The organism is Bacillus sp. 3255 (assembly GCF_031456485.1).
Classification (GTDB): Bacteria; Bacillota; Bacilli; order Paenibacillales; family NBRC-103111; genus Paenibacillus_E.
Window position 1 is genome coordinate 71623 of the sequence record NZ_JAVDUS010000030.1, and the last position, 18127, is coordinate 89749.

Sequence of the window (18127 nt, forward strand, 5' to 3'; positions counted from 1 at the left end):
CGCACAATGAAGAATGGAGAGAACACGATGACAGTAACGATCAGGCAAATCGCTGAGAAAGCCGGCGTGTCCCGAGGCACCGTGGATCGCGTGCTGAACGGAAGACCTGGCGTCAAACCGCAAATTCGCGAACGCATCATGGCTATTGCGCATGAGCTCAACTACGTGCCCAATATGGCCGCCAAGGCATTAGCGCTGAACAAAAACCCCGTCAAGTTCGGGGTGGTCATGCCGCCGAAAGAGATTGCATTTTTCGGCGAGGTTAGAAGCGGCATTACGGCCGCCGCTGAGGAACTGAAAGATTTTGGCATCGTGGTGGAATACCGGTATGTCGATAACCGCCGGCCGGAAGAAGGCGCGGCAGCGATCGGACAGCTGATCGGCGAAGGCGTTAGCGGGATCCTGGTTTCCTTAATGGACGATGAGCTCATCCGGGCACGTATTAACGATGCTGCCGCTCAAGGCATCCCCGTCGTTACGTTCAACTCTGATGTCGGAGAATCCAAACGAGTTTGCTTTGTGGGGCAGGATTTGTACCGCAGCGGTCAAATCGCAGCGGGACTCATGCGCCGAATGCTGCGGGGCAAAGCCCGTGTGCTGGTCCTGGCCAGCAGCATGAGCTTTCAGGCTCACCGGTCCAGGGTGAACGGATTTCGCGATGCGCTAAGCGGCACGGAGATGGAGATCGTTCAGCTGATACAATCGTACGACCGTTATGCAGATACGCACTCTCAAGTGAGCGATGCGCTCGCCCGGCATACGGATCTCGACGGGATCTACATGGCGACCGGCGATGTGGCCGGTTGTCTGGATGCCGTCATGCGAGCGGGTCTTGGCGGCAAGCTGCGGATGGTTTGCAACGATTTGCTGCCCGAGGTCGAGCAGTGGCTGCGGCAGGGTCTGATTGATTTTACCATTATGCAAAATCCCTTAAGGCAAGGCTACACTTCGCTGCGCATTATGTATGATCTGATTTTCTCGGGCAAACGGCCGGAAAGCGAGTATTTATATACGGAGACGAGCATTATCATTCCCGAATGTTTGGAAAGGAACCCGTAGCATGAGCGGATACGCTGTAGAGATCAGAGATTACGGTGATTACACCGCAATTGAACTCCATGATGGCTATAGTCAGGCCAAAGCCACACTAATACCCGAATGTGGAAACAACCTCATTGCCTATGCGTGCAGGGGCAAGCCGGTTATCACGCCGCCCCCGGATATGACGGCGTTCATCGGCAACAGCGGCATCCGCACGTGGTACGGCATCCCGATCCTGTTTCCGCCGAATCGGGTGAAGGGCGGGCGGTTTTCCTTCGAAGGCACGGAGTATGTGCTGCCGATTAATGAACCGCCGCACTACCATCTGCACGGAGATTTGTCGCGGAAGCCATGGATCGTAGACGGCTATGGCGCCGCTGAAGAGAATGGCGCTTATGTGACTTGCTCCTTTCATTTCAAGGATCATCCGGACATTCTGGCTTATTATGGTCATGAGCTCAGCTTCACCGTGACGTACACGCTGGATAAGGGACGCCTGGATATGCATATTGCGGCGGTCAATCACGGAAGCAAACGCGCGCCGTTTGCTTTTGGCTTGCATCCTTATTTGGCCGTCCCGGCGTCGAGCGGTCCGTGTACGCTCGTGGTTCCAGCCGCAGAGCAGTGGCCTATAACGCCGTTATCGTTCGTCACAGGCGAGCCATCGTCGACGGAGCTTTGCGGACAATGGCGCCGAGGCGTTGCTCTGGCGGATTATCCGGAAGCAGGCTGCTTCATGTTTACACTGAGTGAAGAAGATCGCATATGCCGCTTGGAGATGAAGGAAGCCGGGTACCTCATTGCGTATGAGCCGGACCGCAGCTTTCCGGTTGTGCTGCTGTTTAAACCGGGCTGGGCGGATGCCTTTTCCATTGAACCCTACACGTGTGTAACGGATGCTTTTAATTTGCATTACCCAGACGAGCTAACGGGTGCCAGGGGTCTGAGTCCTGGAGAAGAGGTGCAGATGTCGACAGGGCTGTGGGTGGAGCTCGTCTAGCAGCGAGGCGATAGCTGTGAAGGAAATCAAACAAGCCAACAATACCTTATCCCGGCGGGGCGAAGAAGGTCTTGTTGGCTTGAAGTTGTTCGTAGCAAGGCGAGCTCGCGCCCAGCCTCCTTAGAAACGATCGAAGCTTACGAATTCGCCGACCGGTTTACGGTAGCCCCGTGGCCTGCGCTTCTCCGTCAATTCCTTGCCGATCGCGATGAGCAGGACAGGCACATAGTCGTCAGGGATGTTCAGCGCCTCACGCATCTTGTCCGGATCGAACCCGATCATCGGGCACGTATCCCAGCCCTTTTCTTTGGCTGCCAGCATGAATAGCTGAGCGGACAGACTGGCATTGCGGATCGCTTCATCGCGTTTGAAGGCGGCACCGCGTTCTTCATAGAAACTTGTAACATTGTCAACCGTCATGTCATATTCTTGTTTGCTAAGCACGCCGAGCTGAAGAAATCCTTCGTTTAATCTGGCGACGTCTTGATAGGCATTCAGATTGCCGAGCACGAGAATGGCCGCGGAAGCGGATTGAACTTTGTATTGTTTGCTGGCCGCTTGGTATACTTCCTCTTTGACGGCCGGATCCTTTACGATGATGTAGTGTGCGTGTTGAAGATTAAAGGCGGAGGGAGCGAATTTGACCGTATTCAAAATGTCATTTAAATCTTCGTTCGGGATTTCGATATTCGGGATGAAGGCGTTGGCCGATCGGCGTTCTTTTACAATAGACATAAAATCGCTCATAAATGTGCTCACTCCTATATTATCTCTAAATTAAGATATTTAATATAGGAGAATCATATGTCGAATCCTGAAGAATGTCAATCTGTTTTTTTGTATATGCAACCGTTCTTGAAATTAGATCGGAATGATCTATAAATGGCATTTATGGTTATGAATCACGAACATATATAATGATATTTCAAGAGCGGGGCGTACGCTGAACGCAGCGCCTTTCGGCAGAACACATTCAGGGCAAAAGGAGAGATAGGAAAGTGGCAAATTTGACAATCAAATTGGACGATCTTAGCGGTCCGGAGGTGGCTGCGCTCATTAACGAACACCTGCAGAACATGTCGGCGCTATCCCCGCCGGAGAGTATGCATGCGCTGAATCTGGACGGATTGAAACGGCCTGACGTCACCTTCTGGAGCGCATGGGAGCAGGATGAGCTGGCAGGCTGCGGAGCGTTAAAGGAGCTGAACCGTGAGCACGGTGAATTGAAGTCGATGCGAACCGCTGCCAATCATTTGCGCAAAGGCGTAGCCCGGCGAGTACTCGAACATATTATGGAAGAAGCCAAGCGCCGAGGGTATCAGCGTCTGAGCCTGGAGACAGGCTCCATGGAGGAGTTTCAGCCGGCCATTAAGCTGTACGCCAGCTTCGGGTTCCAGGAATGCGGCCCTTTTGCCGATTATGAGGAAGATCCTAACAGTGTTTTTATGACCAAAGAATTATAATTAGGGAGGCCGCCGGTAGAAGCAACCGGCAGCCTTTTTTTGTTAGGAGCTAGGTCCGTTCGACAACCGTTTGCTAATGTTCATGGCGATGAGAGAAACGGCCGGCGGAAACAGTACATAATAACAAGGATCCCACTTGGCACGGATATCCAAGATTCCGGACATGTGCAGCACGACGGTAATGATGATAAAGCAGATTGCCTGCAGCAGCAGCTTCAGCCACAGCTTCATTTTCATTTTCACAAAGATCATGAGGATGAAAGTGGCGACCAAGTAGTAGATCGATGAAAAAGCAGTCGTGTCGTGGTCTTTATCGTCAAACCAGCCGAGCGAGTAAGAACGGTTCATCAGAAACATGATCGGCATAATATGAAGCGTCCCGAGGATAGGAGCGGTGCAAAGAAACAAAAACAAGCTATGCAGCCATCCCTCTAAAGGGCGCAGCAGGAGTGGATATATCTTTTTTGTGCTGGGCAAAAATATCAACAGTCCGATTGCCGTGTAAAATACCCGCCACCAATGCAGGTAGTAAATGTGAAGCTTTAGAAATAACAGCTCTGTACCGCACAATAGTCCGACGAATAACAGCACCCATGCCCAGCCTAAGCGGAAAGTGGCTAGCAGGACAGCGAGGACAGGAACGATGAATAAATTGGATGCGAGAGCCCCTATATTGCTGTCAAAGTATGTGCTGTGCTGGATAATTTCAGGCGTGTATGCATAACTGTCCAGAAAAATATAGATGACCGTCTCAATGAAATAAGTAATTTGCACCATCGCGAGAAACAAAAGAAGACTTCGTTCCATAGATCTTTTCCGGCATATGTAGATAAGCAGAATCAAGCTTACTGCGCTAAGACCGTAATACCAATAGGAATGACTGCTCACGTTCTACTCCCTATTCTTTGGGAAAATAATGTCACTTGGATAGGTTATCCAGATTGAGGGGATAATAGTCAATCTAGAGAGAGGTGATTTTATGTTATTTAATATAATCGTCGGTTTCATCATCCCATGGATTTTCGGGATCTATCTCTATAAGAAAGCGCGGATTGTCGTTCTGCTCATTTTTCCATTTACAGCCACGATATCTGCATTGATCAATGATATGGGGTATCATCTGGAATTTTGGGATTTTACACCCTTGATTGAAAATGATGAGACGCTCTCTGCGCTTCCGTTGGATATCGGCCTGTATCCTGTTTTCGCCGGGTATATGATCTATTGGATACGCCATAACCATCGCCATGTATGGTTGAAAATCATCTGTTTATGTCTACTTACAACGGGATTGGAGTGGGTGGCCTTACAATACGGCAAAGTAGAGTATGGCAATCATTGGAATATAGGGTGGACATTTCTGAGTTATGCGCTCGCTTATGTACTGGTGTATGTCTATTATAAAGTTTTAGTGCAAAACGGCTTGTTCGACCGAAGCCCCAATGACCTCACGGACATGCGTGTCGGATGAAGTTGTCGGGGGATTTTTTGTTGTGAGAGATCGGCCTTGTACCGAGCTTTGTATGCGAAAAATCGAATACAATCGGTGCGTGTGCGGCAGAATGCGAAGAATGTATTCGAAAAATCGAATACAATCGTACAAGTACCGCAGAATACAATCCGCCTAGCTGATACTTTAGCGGATGCCCAAGCGATTATGCGCAAGGTGTGCGGCAAATTTGATGAAAAGCGGTGCCCAGAACGTATTCTGACGCCGCCGTTTATATTTTCGGCCGGCATCGCATTGCCGCCATGCATGTCTTCCCGATAATTGGAAGCGATTTCATTATTATCTCAAAAATGGAGGAAATGCGTCGCCAAATCGACTTTTCCATCCGTCTGCGCGTAACTTATTTATATTTTTTCGGATATTATCGTAAATGCGTGGGATATGAGAACCGGAATAATGCTTATATAATTTGTTACATGAAGCGAAGTTAATACTAACATCGTGGATCTGTTGGAAAGCGATCATTGAAGTAAGCGTGATCATTCTAACATGCATCAGAATTCTAGGAGGAAATCGAGTGAAAATCACCAGACATCCAGAAAATCCGATTGTTGTGCCTGGTCTCTACGATTGGCGAAAAGTTACGGTTTTTAATCCGGCGGTCATTATCCATAACGATAAGTTTTATATGATCGAACGAACGGCGGAATCGCTGACGCCATGCAAAAATTTCCTGGGATTGCTGGAAAGCGAAGATGGCGTGCACTTCCGCCACGTGGTGGAGGAGCCTATCGTGACTCCCGACATGCTCGGCTTCCCGTATGGCAGTGTACAGGATCCGCGCATCGTCAAAATTGACGATACGTTCTATTTGAACTACGCCCTTCGTCCCTGCGCCATGAATTATTATCCGACGGGAGCCGGGATACCGGAGCGCTCCATACCGAAGTACCCGGACGGCTGGGGGGAGAAGCCCGAGCATTGGCTCACGCGTTCGGGCATCCTGACGTCGAAGGATTTGATCCATTGGGAGTATTTGTGCGACACAACGCCATTGGACATCAACGATCGCGACAACATTCTATTCCCTGAGAAAATTAACGGGAAATACGTGCTGCTGCGCAGGCCGGAAGAGTACGTCGGCGAGGCTTACGGTACGGAGAAAGCGGCGATGTGGATTACGTATTCGGACGATTTGTTGACTTGGGAAGAACCGAAGCTGCTCGCGAAAGCGGAGAACGAGGAGTGGGAGTTCAAGAAGATCGGGGGGTCTACACCGCCGGTTCGCACGGACCGGGGCTGGCTCACGCTGTATCATGGCGTCGATAAGGATACGGTATACCGGGTAGGCGCGCTGCTGCTCGATTTAGAGAATCCCGAGAAAATCATTGCCAGAACCCATCATTTCATCATGGAACCCGAAACGTATTATGAGAAATTCGGCTTCCAAATCCCGAATGTCATTTTCCCGACAGGCAACGTCGTCAAAGACGGTCTCCTCTACATTTATTATGGTGTGACGGATACCGCTATCGCATTGGCTACAGTACCTGTGGATGATTTGGTCGATTATATGCTGCGTGGTAACTAATGGAAGGATACAGGGGAGTTTACATTTGTGTGCGAAAATATTACATTAAAAATCCGGATAATTTCGTATTTGAATGGGATATTCACCCCTTCGGGTCTGTTCTATAATTTTCTTGTGAAGTCTATGTAAAATAAAATAACATGAATTGAGGGGATTGTATGATTCAAGGATTAATTAGAAAATCGGTGGTCGTTGCCGCCTCTGCGGCTTTGTTGACACTGACGGCGTGCGGGAACGGCACGGAACCGGCGGCGCAAGATGCAGGCGGAGCGAAGGCTTCGAACAGCCCGGCCGCCAAGGAGCAAGTGACGCTGAGCTTTGAGGAAAACTGGTCAACCCCTAACGTAGACAACCAACTATACAAAGAGCGCATCCAGAAGTTTCAGCAATTAAATCCGGAGATCAAAATCGAAATGCAGGATATCCCTTCCGCCCAATACCGGACCAAGCTTCGTACGGAAGCTGCAGGGAACAGCATGCCGGATATGTTCATTCTATATCCCGGCGTCGACATGGACCCTTACATCGATGCCAACGTGCTGATGCCGCTCGATGAAATTATGGATACATGGAAAGATATTTTGCCTCCGCAAGCGCTGGCCGGTTATAACGTAGGCGGCAAGCAATACGCGATTCCGACAAAAATGACGTTCGTCGATATCATTTATTACCATAAGGACATGCTGGCTAAAGTCGGCTACAACGAATTCCCGAAAACCTATACGGAGTTCCTTGATCTTGTGAAAAAGCTTAAAGCTTCCGGCATTACTCCGTTAGGTATCGGCAACAAAAACAGATGGCCGCTGCAATCCTCGGTGATGTCAGCCGTCGAAGACCGCGTAGCGGGAACGGATTTCTTGACGAAGGTGAAGCAGGGTCAAGCCAAGTTTACCGATGCCGACTATGTGAAAGCGCTGGGCATCTTCGATGAGTTGACGAAGCTGGACGCTTTCAATGCGGACTTGAATACGATGGACGAAGTGCAGGTGCAGGATTATTTCCTGCAGAAGAAAGCGGCCATGACGATCACCTCCTCGACGATTGATACCAAATTCCGCGTCAGCAATGCGGAAAGCGGCGACAATATCGGCATTGCGCTGTTCCCGTCCGTTGAAGGCGGCAAAGGCACGGCAGGCAAAAGCGCCGGCGTCATTCAATACGGCATCGGCCTCAGCAAGGAATTGAAGGGCGCGAAGAAAGATGCGGCGATCAAATTCCTGAAATATTTCTACGCTCCAGAGCTGTACCAGAGCTTGATGAGCAAAGGGATTGTCGTACCGGCCAAGGTAGATATGCCGGCAGATACGAGCAAATATTTGAAAGAAATGCTGCAGCTCACCAAATCGGGCGATGCGCTCGTCTTTGACAGCGTGATGCCGGCTTCCGTTAAGGATGCGATTGAGAACGGATTGCAAGCCATTACGATGAAACAAAAGACACCGGAGCAAATTGCCAAAGAGATGCAAGATGCGATGGATAAAGTGAAAAAATAACGGCCTGCCTCGGTTCATGGCGGAGGTACCAAGCAGAAAGGATGGCGGAGATGAAAGCATCCATCGGGGCATTCTCCTTCTATCAGCTGTTAAGTCAGGGAGAAATGAATATATACGGCTATCTCGAGACGGTCAAACACCGGTACCGATTGGATACGGTTGATCTCTGGAACGGTTTCTTCGCTGACCGCGAAGTTCCGGTTTGGCAGCTTCCCGACGACGAGGAGCTGCTGAAGATCAAGCGTAATCTGGATGAGCGGCAGTTAACGCTTGCGAATCTGGCGGTAGACCGCGCTCATCTGTGGGACGCCGATCCGGACGTCCGCAATCTGCTGCACTTGAATGCGCTGGCGCATTTGCGGGCGGCGAAACTGCTCGGAGCTCATACGGTTCGCATTGATGCGAACCGGGGGCCTGGCGAAGTGACGGAAGAGCAATTCGATTATACGGTGCGCCGGTACCGGGAATATGCGCAGATCGCTGCGGATTACGGATTTACGGTGGGGCCGGAGAATCATACGGGTATTTCGCTCGATCCGGTATGGATGAAGCAGCTCGCTGAAGCGGTCGACCATCCGGGGTATGGCGTTCTGCTGCATTTGAACCGCTGGATCGAAGGCAGCGAGCAAGGAGACCTTCTCGTAGCCCCGTGGGTGACTCATACCCACATGGACAAGCGTACGGTTCTCTCCGACACAACGGAGCTTACCGTCTCCAAGCTGCTCGAGATGGGCTATAAAGGGTGTTGGGCGATTGAGTATAACGCGGCTTCCGATCCGTATACCGAGATCGAGTGGGCGCTGGCTGCAATGAAACGAATCCTGGCTTCGGCTTGCCGGAGCCAAGGATAAGCTACCTGGAGGCGTACGACATGGAATATGCCACAATCAGAATTGGAATAATCGGCACAGGCATTATCGGGAAATCGCATTTGGAGCAATACGCCCAAATCGAAGGAGCCGAGGTTGTCGCCGTGTGCGATATCAATGAAGGGGAAGCACGGCGGGCTGCGGAGAAATTCGGAGTTCCCCATGTATACACCGACTATAAAGAGCTGCTTGCGCGGGACGATATCGACGCGGTGGATGTCTGCTTGCATAACAACTTTCACGCGCCGTTGACGATTGCCGCCTTGCAGGCAGGCAAGCATGTGTATTGCGAGAAGCCCATTGCCGGTTCTTACTATGACGGCAAGAGCATGATCGACGCGGCTCAAGCTTGCGGCAGGAAGCTGCATATCCAGCTTAGCACGCTGTACAAGAAAGAAACGAAAGCGGCCAAGGCGCTGATTGAGGACGGCAAGCTGGGCAAATTGTTCCACGCCCGTTCGAACGGCTTCCGTCGCCGGGGCAGGCCGTACGTCGACGGATTCGGCACCGCGAATTTCACGCGGAAAGCAAGTGCGGGAGGCGGGGCGCTGCTGGATATGGGTGTCTATCATATCGCCCAGATGCTCTATTTGCTCGGAGAAACCGAGGTTGAGCGAGTGACCGGCAAGCTGATTCAAGAGATGGACATGGATCCGCAGAGACGGGAGCAGAGCGGCTTCGATGTCGAAGAACTGGCGCTCGGGTTCGTTACCTTCCGCGGAGGGCTGACACTGGACATCTTTGAAGCGTGGGCCGTTCATCTGGGAGGCGTCGAAGGAAGCAGCATCATCGGCTCCAAAGGCGGCATTCGGCTACCCGCGTATCATTCGGGCGAGATGACCTCGGATTTCAGCTTTCATACGACGGTGGCCGATATGGATTTGGACAGCAAGATCGATCTGAACCGGATGGATATCCGTTGGCATCGCATGAGAGAGCACGAGGATGCGTACGATTCGTCGCAGCGGCACTGGATCGCCGCCCTCCAAGGGCGCGTCGAACTGCTGCCGACGGCGGATATCGCGCTTGCGACGATGCTGATCAGCGAGGGCTTGTATTTGTCCGATACGCTCGGACGCGAAACGACGGCATCGGAAATTATAGCGGCATCGCGCTCCCTGTCGGTTCCACTGTAAGCTGCGGGTGAGCGGATATCGCTGCCAGAAAGGCGGAGCTTGCCCTAGCGTTCCGTCTTTCTTGGCATCCGGGCGCGTAACGCGGCTTCACGATAGCAATTAAACATCTAGAGAGAAGGAGGGCCAACGATGAATGTAACGAAGCGAATGGGGTGGACGATCGCACTGGGCATGCTGCCGGCATTGGCCATCTACATCGGGATAGCGATGCTTCCCGTCGTCATGTCGTTCTACTATTCATTTTTCAACTGGAACGGATTGTCCGACATGTCCTTCGTCGGTTTGGATAACTATATATCCGTCTTGAAGGATAACATTTTCTGGAAAGGCGTATCGAACAACCTGTTCATGATGTTCAGCGGCATTCTGGGACAGCTGCCTGCGGGCTTGTTCTTTGCCTTGCTGTTAAACCGGTCGCTCCGGGGGCTTAAGGTTTACCGTTCCATCCTGTTCCTGCCGGTTATCATCTCGGCGGTTATCGTATCGCTGATCTGGAATATGGTGTACGGCACCGAATCGGGCTTGCTGAACAATGCGCTCGGCTTGTTCGGGTTGGACAGCTGGAAACAGAATTGGCTGGGCAGCCCGCGTTGGGGGATGCTGTCCGTCAGCATTACGTACTTATGGCAAAATTACGGATTCTATATGGTTATTTTCTTGGCGGGTTTACAGAACATTCCGGAGGAAGTGCGGGAGGCCGCCGTCATGGACGGGGCGACAGGCTGGAAGCGCTTCTGGTTCGTTACGCTTCCGATGCTGAAAGAGACGATCTGGGTGACGCTCATCTTCTCGATCAGCAACAGCTTCCGCGTTTTCGATCTGATCTATGTCATGACAGCCGGCGGACCTGCCCATAATACGGAAGTTATGACCATCTACATGTACACCCAAGCGTTCAATAATAGTGATTTCGGGCTTGGCAGCGCCGTCTCGATCTTGATTCTGCTCTTCAGCCTCATAGCCATATACGCAGCCAAACTCATTACACGAAGAAACGGCTGACCGGTTGTCTCGCCGGGGAAGGAGGAGCCATGCAAACATCTCTGCAGAAAAAAACGTTGATTCATCTTGTACTAGCGCTGTTAGGCGCATTGAATATCATTCCAATCGTCTGGATGGTTGTCAGCTCATTCAAGTCTGAGGAAGAGTATGCCACGAATCCGATCGGTTTGCCCAAGATCTGGAATTTCAGCAACTACGCGAATGCCTGGAAAGTCGCTCATCTGGGCACCTATTTCTGGAACAGCGTCATCGTGACAGCGGGCGCCATCTTGTTGACCGTGCTGCTCGGAGCGTTGACCTCTTACTTTTTATCCCGGTTCCATTTTCGCTTGCGCGGCTGGGTCTACGGGCTGTTCATCATCGGTATGACGATTCCGATTCATGCTACGCTTGTCCCTATCTTCATCATTATGAAAAAAATCGGCCTGTTGAACTCGCATCTTTCTTTGGTGCTTCCCTATACGGCCTTCCATCTCTCCATTACGATCTTCATTCTCGTCGGCTTCATGCAGGCATTCCCCAAGGACATCGAGGAATCCGCGGTCATGGACGGTGCCGGGCTGTACCGGATCTTCTGGTCCATCATTCTGCCGATGACGCGCCCGGCGCTGGCGACCGTCATCATCATCAACTTCATTTACAACTGGAATGAGTTCCTGTTCGCGCTTGTGCTGATCAATAAAGCGGCGCTGAAGACGCTGCCGCTCGGTCTGGCGAACTTCGCCGGCACGGAAACGAGGTTCCAGACGCTGCAAATGGCCGCATTATCGATGGCATTGATCCCGCTCGTCGGCTTTTACCTGGCGATGGAGAAACAGCTGGTGCAAGGGATGACGGCTGGAGCCGTGAAAGGATAGCGGCGGCTCGGCTTTCCATAACCTTCTCGGCAGCTTGTCTCCGTTTTGTAGTAAAATGAGAGGTATTAGACCGGTTAGGGGCTGGAACTTCATGAGATTCAACAGATATCCTTTCCTGCATTTCAGCTTAAGAAGAAAATCGATCGCCATCTTCGTGCTTCTGGTGACACTTCCGTCCTTGCTGATCGGGAATGTCATCTTGAGCCGTTATGACGCGATATTGCGCCAGCAGTTCATCGACGCGATGGAGAAAAATTTGAATACGATCGAGCTGAATTTATCGGAAAAAATCAAGACGATTGAAGATTTGTCCGACTATATGATTTATCAGGAAAATTTCCGCAGATTTATGGAAACGCCGACGACTCCAAGCAATATGGAGCAAATGAACAAGGACCAAACCGTGATCGAAGGATTCATCGCTTTCCAAATCATGTCGAAGCGGTATATCAAGTCGATCTCGCTGCAAGGGACAGGCGGCAACCAGCTGCAGATGGGCGAACCGGTCAAAGGGCTGGAGCAGCCGTGGTTGGATCTTGCCCAGTCGAACAAGGGCCGGGTGATCTGGACGGATTCCTACAAGTTGGAAAGCGGTTGGACCGGCAGCAAACGGGTCGTCTCCATGGTTCGCACCATCAATTCCTTCGAAACCCCTTCGCGTTCGGTCGGGCAAGTGATTGTAAGGCTGGATGAGTCGGAAATTACGGACCTGCTCAGGGCGGCAGTGCTCAAAGATCAAGGCTCCATCTTTATGATCCGGCCTGGGGGCAGCGTTCTGCTCCACCAGGATGAGTCGCTTATCGGCCGTCCCTATCCGGACGAAGCGCTGCTTCGCGGCGTGAATGCGGGAGCGGCGAACAAAGTCTTTTCGCTCGAGGAAGACGGGGTCTCGTATATTGTGTTCAGTCAGCGTATGAAATCGACAGGGTGGAACATTGTCGCGCTGGTCAAGGATCAAGCGATCGTACAGAAGACGGAAGCGATCAAAGCGTCGTTGAAATTTCTCATTTTGATTATCGTCATCTTGGGGCTGTTGGCATTGATCGGCTTTGAATTTGCGATGATTCGCCCGATGCTGGAGCTGAGCAGACAGACCCAGCGGCTGAAGAAAGGCGATTTCTCGGTACAAGTGAAGGTTCGCTCGCAAGATGAGGTAGGGGAGCTGGGCAGGCAGTTCAACAATATGGTTATGACGATCAAAGAGCTCATCGATAAAAAGTATAAGCTGGAGATCCGACAAAAGGATTCCGAGCTCCGAATATTGCAAAGTCAGATGGACCCCCATTTTTTATATAATACGCTGGATATGATCAGGTGGACGGCCAGATTGGAGAAAGCGCCGGAGACGAGCCAACTGATCGAGACGTTATCGCGCTTTTTCCGAATGGGTCAAATTAGCGAGAAACGGTATACGACATTGGCAGGTGAGCTGGACTTCGTTCGTGCTTATTTGAATTTGCAGCAGAAACGGATGGGCAGCAAGCTTCAGTTTACGCTGTATTTGGAGGCTCAGCTGGATAATGCCGTCCTGCTCAAGAAAATCATCCAACCGCTCGTGGAGAACAGCATCAAGCATGGATTCCCGCGTGGAGGCGGCAGAATTGACGTTCGTTGTTATACCGAAGAGGGGGATTTATTCATCGACGTTCTCGACTCCGGTATCGGATTCGCCAAGGATAAGTTGGAAGAGATTCGGCAAATTCTGATTACACGGAAAGGGAACGAGGATGTGATGAACCATGCGATCTGCAACATTCACGAACGCATCTCGCTGGAATATGGCAGCGATTATGGCATTACGATTCCACATGAGCCATCGCGTGCCGGAGCATGCATTCGCATAAGAATTCCGTACTGGATGAATGAGCAGGAGGGAGAACGATGACCATCAAGTTGCTAATCGTAGATGATGAGCCGATTATTTGCCAAGGTTTACGGGAGACCATTCATTGGGAATCGATCGGCGTAGAGGTGGTCGGAGAGGCCTATGACGGTTATGAAGCTCTTGCATGTATCGAGCGAACGCCGGTGGATGTCGTGCTTACCGATATTAATATGGACGGCATGGACGGACTCGAGCTGGCCAAAGGTCTGAAGCAGCGCTTTCCTCGAACGCGAGTCATCATCGTCAGCGGGTATGACGATTTCGAATATGCCCGTCAGGCGCTGCGGCTGGGCATCGAAGATTATTTGCTGAAGCCGGTCAATATCGAAGAGCTCATGGGCATGGTGGAGCGCATCGGGGTTGAAATTGCACAAGAGCGTCTGCAGCATGACGAGCAGGAGCTGGAGCGCAGCCGCAAGTGGCTGAAATCGAAGCTGCAGGATCGGGATGCGGCGCGGGACGATACCTACGTACCTTCCATAATGGCAGGCGGTTCCGCCGTATGCCGGATGATCGCGACTCAGATCGCCGATTATGCGGCTTGGGTGGACAGCTCATCCGAAGAGCAGCGAAGGGAATCGCGCGCCCTGTGGGAGTCGGCTGTGGACGATGCCTTACGAACATGCGGACTGGAACCGCTCTCATTCTTCCACCACCCGAACTTGCTGCTTACCTTATGTGCGGCGCCTCTTACGGATAACAGCGATAAGCTTCATCATGCCTTGAACTCCATAGGGCTGGCTCCGGGGGTGCAGCTGTATGCCGGCGTTTCACAGCCCTTCAGCGCTGCAGAGCAGATTTATCCTAGCGCGATGGAGGCAATGGGGCTGCTGCAATTTGCCGTGCTTCCCGCAGCCGCTCCCGTTGTGTTCCACAATGAAGAGCTTGCTGCGAGGAAGGGTCACCCCCAACCGGATCTGCTGGAGCTGGAGAAGAGCTTGATTCAGGCGCTTTTCCAAGAGAACTATGACGATCTGGACAGACGCGTCCATAAGGCGCTGCAGGATTTCCGGGAGAGCGGCTGTCTGATTAAGGAAGTTTGGCATGCGCTGCAAGAGCTGGTCATTATGCTGCAGAGAAGACTCCGGTCGACGGGAATCGATTTGACCGGGTATCCGGATCTGTTCCATACCCATAAGATGGACTTGTTCGTGCATAACTCCTATCGAGCGATGGAATCGCTGCTTCAAACCGAACTGGAGGCCATGTATTCGCTTGTGCACAATTCGCTCACGGGCAAGAATCATTGGCTGACCGACAGGGTGAAGTCGTACATTGAAGCGAGGTACAACAAGGACATCAAAGCTTCCGAGGTCGCGGCTTGGCTGAAAATCACACCGAATTATTTCAGCATCCTGTTCAAACAGAAATTCGGCAAAGGGTTTGCCGAGTATTTGAATGAGGTGCGCATTGAGCAGGCGAAGGCGAGGCTGACGGAAACGGACGACCGCGTCTTCGAAATCGCCGAGAGTGTCGGATACAAAGAGTACAAATATTTTTGCGCCATTTTCAAAACTTACACCGGAATTACGCCAACGCAATATCGAAAGCTCGCACATACGACGTAAGTCCTCGGAAAGGATAGAGCACATCGATGTCAGCACTTTCAATGGCCGCAGCGCGGCCCTTTGGTGTTATCAAAGGCTTCAATTTTGTTGTATACGGCGCGTTAGCCGTGTATAGTTCGTTTTTCCCGCTGTACTTGAAGGACTTCGGCATGTCCTCCATCGCCATCGGTTTACTGTTGGCCGGCGGGCCTGTTATCTCGCTTCTTGCCAATCCGTTCTGGGGATATTGGAGCGACCGGCTTGCCAATGTCAGGCGCATCCTCACGGTACTGCTCATCGGCAGCCTGTTGAGCCTGCAGTCGGTATTTGTTACAAGCTCATATGCGCTTATGATTACGTTTCTGCTCATTTACTTTTTCTTTCAAACTCCGCTGTTCTCGCAGAGCAACTCGCTTATTCTCGAAGCCATCGAGGGTACCGGCCGCAAGTTCGGCGCCTTTCGCCTCTGGGGATCGCTGGGCTGGGCATTAATGGCTCTGGCGGCTGGACCGGTCATCGGTTGGCTGGGCATTCATCGGCTATGGGCGGTATGCGGTCTGCTGCTCGGGCTATCGATCCTGTTCGCATGGATGCTGCCGGGCGGTGCACGAAGCGGGGGGAGCGGGCGCGGTGTTCAGCGCGGCAATTATTTTCAAATTATGGGGAACAAGTGGTTTATGGCGTTCATTGGGATGGGAATTCTCATCTCGATTCCTAATGCGATGAACAACACCTTCGTCTCCATCTATATGTCCGATCTTGGCGGAAAGAGCGCTCTAATCGGTTGGTCGGCGTTCTTTGCCTCGATATTCGAAATTCCGGTTTACCTGCTTTTCGACCGATTCTTGCGGAAGGATAAGCGGACGATGATCCTGTGTCTTGCGGTTGTCAGTCTGCTTTACGCACTGCGCTGGTATATGATGGCCGAGGCGGTATCGCCGTACCAAATTATGTTCATTCAAGCGCTGAACGCCATTACGTTCGCCGGCTATTATTATGTCGGGACGCAGTTGACGGCGCAGTTGATCCCGCCGGAATACCGGGCGTCAGGCCAAGCGGTATATGCGCTGAGTTGGGGCGGATTGTCCGGCATCGTCGCCGGGCTTGCCGGGGGCTGGATCTACCAGGAATTGGGCGCGAAATCGATGTACAACGTAAGCGCGCTGCTGGCGCTGCTGGGCATGGCTGGTTTCGCCGTCATGTTCGTTCTGGCCAGGAGCAGGAAACGGCCTCATGAAAAAACTGGTTTTCTAGAACTCTAGTATGGTACGATTCTTACATAGACTAGAAGGGAGTTTTGAGTATGAGGCGGCCTAAAGTATTTCTTGCCAAGCAAGTTCCAAGCGAAGTGGAAGCGTATATAGCAGAATACTGCGAATATACCAAATGGGATATAGAAGATGAGATGCCGCGTGAGCAGCTTTTGGAAGCGTTATCCGACGTTGACGGGCTGCTGATTTCCGGCGGAAGCATCGATCAGGAGCTGCTGGATCGTGCTCCCAAGCTCCGAATCGTCAGCAATGTATCGGTCGGCTATAACAATCTGAATCTGTCAGCTATGAAGGAGAGAGCGGTGCTCGGGACACACACGCCGGGCGTACTCGATGAGACGGTAGCGGATACCGTGTTCGGGCTCATTTTGGCCTCGGCCAGACGAATCCCAGAGCTGGATGCCTACGTGAAGGCCGGTCGTTGGCAAAAAGGCAGCGATGAGGCAATATTCGGCATCGACGTGCATCACGCCAAGCTGGGGATTATCGGCTTGGGCCGCATCGGGGAAGCGATCGCCAGACGCGCGAAATTCGGCTTCAGCATGGATGTCGTCTACTATAACCGCAGCCGGAAAGAGGCGGCCGAGCAGAGCTTGGGCGTCAGCTACCGTTCCCTGCAGGAGCTGCTTCGGGAATCGGATTTCGTCGTTCTCATGACGCCGCTTACGGCGGATACGGCCCGTCTCATAGGCCGCGAGGAGTTGGCGCTGATGAAGAAGTCGGCGATCTTCATCAACGCGTCCCGCGGGCAAACGGTAGACGAAGCTGCGCTGATTGAAGCGCTGGAGCAGGGGATCATTCGCGGAGCGGGGCTCGATGTGTTCGAGCAGGAGCCGGTCGCTCCCGATAATCCGCTGCTGAGGATGCCTAATGTCGTTACGCTGCCTCACATCGGTTCGGCTACGCATAAGACGCGGTTCGATATGGCGATGCTGGCGGCCGAGAATCTGGTGAAAGGCGTGCTGGGCGAAGTGCCTCCGAACGTAGTTCCGGAGCTTAGGAAGTAGCGGCTGTTAAGGAGTTAAGCGGTTTGTGCGCTTAACTCCTTTTTTGTGTTCGCCGGGGGTGGGCGCGGCGAAGAGGCGGTGTCCGTCCGGGGAGGGGACGGAGCGGGGGCGGTGTGTCCGAGCCCGGCTAACGGACACAGATGCGCTTATTCGGCCGGAATGAGCCGAATCGGCATTCTGACGGACACCAGCGCTGTTATTTGCGCCTTTGGGGCAGATTTTGCCCCAAAAATAGCCAAATAAGCGCGCCTGTGTCCGTTAGAATCGAGCGGCTGCGGACACGCCGCGAATAGCGTCCGCTGTGTCCGTTAGCAGCGGGAGCGGCGGCTTGCCGCCGGGGAACGTCCGCTTAGCACCCGGTGGGCCGCCGCCGTGGGCGCCGCCCGCTTGTGGAGCGAGCAGCTGCGCAGCCGCTCCAGAGTGTCCGAGCCCGGCTAACGGACACAGATGCGCTTATTCGGCCGGAATGAGCCGAATCGGCATTCTGACGGACACCAGCGCTGTTATTTGCGCCT

General features: G+C 52.3%; 17 protein-coding genes. 15 read left to right on the forward strand and 2 right to left on the reverse strand.

The features are described 5' to 3' along the window. Positions 1-27 precede the first annotated feature (27 nt). Positions 28-1059 carry a LacI family DNA-binding transcriptional regulator gene (locus J2X61_RS33585; RefSeq protein WP_310194568.1) on the forward strand — a complete coding sequence of 344 codons (1032 nt, stop codon included), beginning with the start codon at positions 28-30 and terminating at the stop codon, positions 1057-1059. 1 nt (position 1060) lies between these two features. Further along, positions 1061-2041 (forward strand): aldose 1-epimerase, encoded by a 981-nt coding sequence (locus tag J2X61_RS33590; RefSeq protein ID WP_310194570.1) that lies wholly within the window; start codon positions 1061-1063, stop codon positions 2039-2041. Between the two features lie 120 nt (positions 2042-2161). Here J2X61_RS33590 and J2X61_RS33595 read toward each other — a convergent pair whose 3' ends face one another. Further along, positions 2162-2788 (reverse strand): nitroreductase family protein, encoded by a 627-nt coding sequence (locus J2X61_RS33595; protein WP_274469725.1) that lies wholly within the window; start codon positions 2786-2788, stop codon positions 2162-2164. A gap of 260 nt (positions 2789-3048) precedes the next feature. On the opposite strand from J2X61_RS33595, the gene J2X61_RS33600 reads away from it, so the two are divergent. Next, positions 3049-3504 carry a GNAT family N-acetyltransferase gene (locus J2X61_RS33600; protein WP_310194589.1) on the forward strand — a complete coding sequence of 152 codons (456 nt, stop codon included), beginning with the start codon at positions 3049-3051 and terminating at the stop codon, positions 3502-3504. A gap of 42 nt (positions 3505-3546) precedes the next feature. On the opposite strand, the gene J2X61_RS33605 is transcribed toward J2X61_RS33600, so the two are convergent. Further along, the gene (locus tag J2X61_RS33605) at positions 3547-4392 is read right to left on the reverse strand and encodes a hypothetical protein (RefSeq protein ID WP_274469724.1); all 846 of its coding nucleotides are present in this window, start codon (positions 4390-4392) and stop codon (positions 3547-3549) included. 91 nt (positions 4393-4483) lie between these two features. Here J2X61_RS33605 and J2X61_RS33610 point away from each other — a divergent pair, with 91 nt between their 5' ends. From J2X61_RS33610 to J2X61_RS33665, 12 genes are all read left to right on the forward strand, one after another. Further along, positions 4484-4975, forward strand: coding sequence for a CBO0543 family protein (locus J2X61_RS33610; RefSeq protein ID WP_310194574.1), 492 nt, complete (start codon positions 4484-4486; stop codon positions 4973-4975). A 556-nt stretch (positions 4976-5531) separates the two neighbouring features. After that, on the forward strand, positions 5532-6545 hold the full coding sequence (locus J2X61_RS33615) for a glycoside hydrolase family 130 protein (RefSeq protein WP_274469721.1): 1014 nt from the start codon (positions 5532-5534) through the stop codon (positions 6543-6545). 158 nt (positions 6546-6703) lie between these two features. Next, on the forward strand, positions 6704-8038 hold the full coding sequence (locus J2X61_RS33620) for an extracellular solute-binding protein (protein WP_274469720.1): 1335 nt from the start codon (positions 6704-6706) through the stop codon (positions 8036-8038). Between the two features lie 50 nt (positions 8039-8088). Beyond that, positions 8089-8889, forward strand: coding sequence for a sugar phosphate isomerase/epimerase family protein (locus J2X61_RS33625; RefSeq protein WP_274469719.1), 801 nt, complete (start codon positions 8089-8091; stop codon positions 8887-8889). Between the two features lie 20 nt (positions 8890-8909). Next, on the forward strand, positions 8910-10043 hold the full coding sequence (locus J2X61_RS33630) for a Gfo/Idh/MocA family protein (protein WP_274469717.1): 1134 nt from the start codon (positions 8910-8912) through the stop codon (positions 10041-10043). 129 nt (positions 10044-10172) lie between these two features. Continuing rightward, a complete protein-coding gene (locus tag J2X61_RS33635; RefSeq protein ID WP_274469715.1) occupies positions 10173-11045 on the forward strand; it encodes a carbohydrate ABC transporter permease in 873 nt (290 codons plus the stop codon). A 29-nt stretch (positions 11046-11074) separates the two neighbouring features. Beyond that, a complete protein-coding gene (locus J2X61_RS33640; protein WP_274469714.1) occupies positions 11075-11902 on the forward strand; it encodes a carbohydrate ABC transporter permease in 828 nt (275 codons plus the stop codon). A 91-nt stretch (positions 11903-11993) separates the two neighbouring features. Further along, positions 11994-13787, forward strand: a complete 1794-nt coding sequence (locus J2X61_RS33645) for a sensor histidine kinase (protein ID WP_274469713.1) — start codon at positions 11994-11996, stop codon at positions 13785-13787. Beyond that, positions 13784-15355, forward strand: a complete 1572-nt coding sequence (locus tag J2X61_RS33650; RefSeq protein WP_310194579.1) for a response regulator transcription factor — start codon at positions 13784-13786, stop codon at positions 15353-15355. Before J2X61_RS33645 ends, J2X61_RS33650 begins: the two co-directional genes overlap by 4 nt. Before the next feature lie 26 nt (positions 15356-15381). Further along, positions 15382-16596, forward strand: a complete 1215-nt coding sequence (locus J2X61_RS33655; protein ID WP_310194582.1) for an MFS transporter — start codon at positions 15382-15384, stop codon at positions 16594-16596. A gap of 41 nt (positions 16597-16637) precedes the next feature. Further along, the gene (locus J2X61_RS33660) at positions 16638-17612 is read left to right on the forward strand and encodes a 2-hydroxyacid dehydrogenase (protein WP_310194584.1); all 975 of its coding nucleotides are present in this window, start codon (positions 16638-16640) and stop codon (positions 17610-17612) included. A 301-nt stretch (positions 17613-17913) separates the two neighbouring features. Beyond that, positions 17914-18127: hypothetical protein (locus J2X61_RS33665; protein ID WP_310194587.1), on the forward strand; the 214-nt coding region annotated here is incomplete at its 3' end.

Bases quoted from the DNA above. Each gene is read 5' to 3' on its own strand.
- J2X61_RS33585 (WP_310194568.1), top strand. From the start codon at position 28: ATGACAGTAACGATCAGGCAAATCGCTGAGAAAGCCGGCGTGTCCCGA.
- J2X61_RS33590 (WP_310194570.1), top strand. From the start codon at position 1,061: ATGAGCGGATACGCTGTAGAGATCAGAGATTACGGTGATTACACCGCA.
- J2X61_RS33595 (WP_274469725.1), bottom strand. From the start codon at position 2,788: ATGAGCGATTTTATGTCTATTGTAAAAGAACGCCGATCGGCCAACGCC.
- J2X61_RS33610 (WP_310194574.1), top strand. From the start codon at position 4,484: ATGTTATTTAATATAATCGTCGGTTTCATCATCCCATGGATTTTCGGG.
- J2X61_RS33620 (WP_274469720.1), top strand. From the start codon at position 6,704: ATGATTCAAGGATTAATTAGAAAATCGGTGGTCGTTGCCGCCTCTGCG.
- J2X61_RS33625 (WP_274469719.1), top strand. From the start codon at position 8,089: ATGAAAGCATCCATCGGGGCATTCTCCTTCTATCAGCTGTTAAGTCAG.
- J2X61_RS33630 (WP_274469717.1), top strand. From the start codon at position 8,910: ATGGAATATGCCACAATCAGAATTGGAATAATCGGCACAGGCATTATC.
- J2X61_RS33635 (WP_274469715.1), top strand. From the start codon at position 10,173: ATGAATGTAACGAAGCGAATGGGGTGGACGATCGCACTGGGCATGCTG.
- J2X61_RS33640 (WP_274469714.1), top strand. From the start codon at position 11,075: ATGCAAACATCTCTGCAGAAAAAAACGTTGATTCATCTTGTACTAGCG.
- J2X61_RS33645 (WP_274469713.1), top strand. From the start codon at position 11,994: ATGAGATTCAACAGATATCCTTTCCTGCATTTCAGCTTAAGAAGAAAA.
- J2X61_RS33650 (WP_310194579.1), top strand. From the start codon at position 13,784: ATGACCATCAAGTTGCTAATCGTAGATGATGAGCCGATTATTTGCCAA.
- J2X61_RS33655 (WP_310194582.1), top strand. From the start codon at position 15,382: ATGTCAGCACTTTCAATGGCCGCAGCGCGGCCCTTTGGTGTTATCAAA.
- J2X61_RS33660 (WP_310194584.1), top strand. From the start codon at position 16,638: ATGAGGCGGCCTAAAGTATTTCTTGCCAAGCAAGTTCCAAGCGAAGTG.